General features: G+C 74.5%; 3 protein-coding genes. All 3 read left to right on the top strand.

The window, feature by feature from the left end:
- Positions 1–56 precede the first annotated feature (56 nt).
- On the top strand, positions 57–812 hold the full coding sequence (locus DW299_RS14210) for a class II aldolase/adducin family protein (RefSeq protein ID WP_136036973.1): 756 nt from the start codon (positions 57–59) through the stop codon (positions 810–812).
- Complete coding sequence (locus DW299_RS14205) at positions 809–1,543, top strand: SDR family oxidoreductase (protein WP_136036972.1); 735 nt, start codon at positions 809–811, stop codon at positions 1,541–1,543. Before DW299_RS14210 ends, DW299_RS14205 begins: the two co-directional genes overlap by 4 nt.
- 16 nt (positions 1,544–1,559) lie before the next feature.
- Positions 1,560–2,135 (top strand): 1-phosphofructokinase family hexose kinase (locus DW299_RS14200; protein ID WP_522731642.1); only part of this gene is annotated, 576 nt, incomplete at its 3' end.

Raw genomic sequence — 2,135 nt, 5'->3', positions numbered from 1 at the left:
CGGCGACGGCCCGCCGCGCGTCCACCACCCCGCCCCCACCCGATCGGAGCCCCTGCATGACCTCGCGTGAGCTGCTCGCCGCCCTCAGCCGCCGCCTCGGCGACCCCGCCCTCGACGCGGCCGTCCTCGGCGAGGGCAACACCTCGATGCGCGAGGGCGACACGATGCTGGTCAAGGCCTCGGGCGCCGTGCTCGGGGCCGCCCGCCCGGAGGACTTCGTGCCGCTGGTGCTCGCCGAGGCGCGCGAGCTCATCGACGACGAGCGCGCGACGGGCGCCGATGTCGACCGCTACTTCGACCGGGTCGCGGAGGCGGAGGGACGACGGCCCTCGGTCGAGGCGCTGCTGCACGTGGTGCTCTACGACCAGACGCCGGCGCGGGTGATCGCCCACGCGCATCCGACCGCGGTGAACGCCGTGCTGTGCTCGCAGCGACCCGAGCTGCTGGTGGAGGGTGCACTCTTCCCCGACCAGATCGTGGTGCTCGGAGCGACCCCGCTGCTGGTGCCCTACATCGATCCGGGTCTCGCCCTCGCGCGGGAGGTGCGGGCGCGGCTCGCGGCGCACATCGACGCCCACGGCTCACCGCCCGTCACCGTGTACCTGCAGAACCATGGGATGTTCGCGACCGGCGCGACGGCCGACCAGGTCATCGGGATGACCGCGATGGCGCAGAAGTGCGCGCGGGCGATCATCGGTGCCGAGACGCTGGGCGGGGTGCGGTTCATGCCGGCCGACGAGGTGCGGCGCATCGACACCCGGCCCGATGAGATCTACCGGCGGGCGCTGCTCGCAGAAGGAGGGGAACGATGAGCGGTGTGTCGGTGAAGGACCGGGTGGCGCTGCTGACCGGGGCGAGCTCGGGCATCGGGCTGGCGACCGCGCAGGCGCTCGCGGCAGCCGGCTGCCACGTGGTCGCTGTGGCGCGCGACGAGCAGCGGCTCGCGGCGCTCGCCGCGGAGCATCCGGAGCGGGTCACGACGATCGCCGCCGATGTGTCGGAGCCGCAGAGCGCCGAGGACGTCGTGGCCGAGACCCTGCGCCGCCACGGCCGCCTCGACATCGTGCTGCCCAACGCGGGGATCTATCTCGGCGGCGATCTCGCCGATGCGACGGTCGCTCAGATCGCAGCGGTGGTGGCCACCAACGTCACCGGTGTGATGGCGCTGGTGCGCGCGGCGCTTCCCCCGCTGCTGGCGCAGGGCAGCGGCGACATCCTCGTCACGAGCTCGGTGTCGGGGCACCAGGACATCGAGTGGGAGCCGGTGTACTCCGCCAGCAAGCACGCCGTGCAGTCGTTCGTGCACACGGTGCGTCGTCAGTACGCCGACAGCGGGGTGCGCATCGGGGCGATCGCGCCCGGGGTCGTCCTCAATCCGCTGTGGGGCTTCGCGCACGGCTCGCCCGAAGAGGCGGAGCGCATCGCCGAGGGCACGGGTATCCGGTCGTCGGACGTGGCGGATGCGATGCTGTTCATGCTGACCAGGCCGGCGCACGTGGTCGTGCGCGACCTGGTGCTGCTGCCGACCGGGCAGCCGATCTGAGCGAGGGGGATCAGCCGTGACCGAGCCGCGTGCGCTGCCGGAGGGGACCGCCGGGCCCGTCGTGACGCTGACGGCGGCCGGGGCGATCGATGCCACGTACCGGCTGCCCGTCCCCCTCGAGCGCGGAGCCTTCGTGCGCGCGTCCGGCTGGGAGCGGGAGGTCAGCGGCAAGGGCGTGAACGTGTCGGCGGCGCTGCGCGCGGCCGGGGTGGCCACCGCGGCGGTGGTGGTGCTCGGGGCGGACGACGTGGCGTTCGCGGCGCAGTCGCCGCTGGCCGACGTGCTGCGGATCGTGACCGTGCCGGGGGCCACCCGGGTCAACACGTCGATCATCGATGCGGGCGGTGCCACCACGAAGGTCAACGCGCCGACGCCGCCGCTCACACCCGCGGCCTGGGAGGAGACGCGGTCCGCCGTGGTGGGGGCGTGCCGCGCGCTCGCCGCCTCGTGGCTGGTGGTGTCGGGCACGCTCCCGGAGGGGACCGGCGCCGAGGCCCGGATCGCCGACGTCGTACGCGCGGTGCGCGGCGCCGGGGTGCGCGTGGCCGTGGACACCAGCGGCGCCGCGCTCGCGGAGCTGGTGGCCACGGCC

This window comes from Microbacterium sp. K35, from assembly GCF_004794375.1.
Lineage (GTDB): Bacteria > Actinomycetota > Actinomycetes > Actinomycetales > Microbacteriaceae > Microbacterium > Microbacterium sufflavum.
This window is presented reverse-complemented; position numbering and strand designations above follow the sequence as displayed.

Bases quoted from the DNA above. Each gene is read 5' to 3' on its own strand.
- DW299_RS14210 (WP_136036973.1), top strand. From the start codon at position 57: ATGACCTCGCGTGAGCTGCTCGCCGCCCTCAGCCGCCGCCTCGGCGAC.
- DW299_RS14205 (WP_136036972.1), top strand. From the start codon at position 809: ATGAGCGGTGTGTCGGTGAAGGACCGGGTGGCGCTGCTGACCGGGGCG.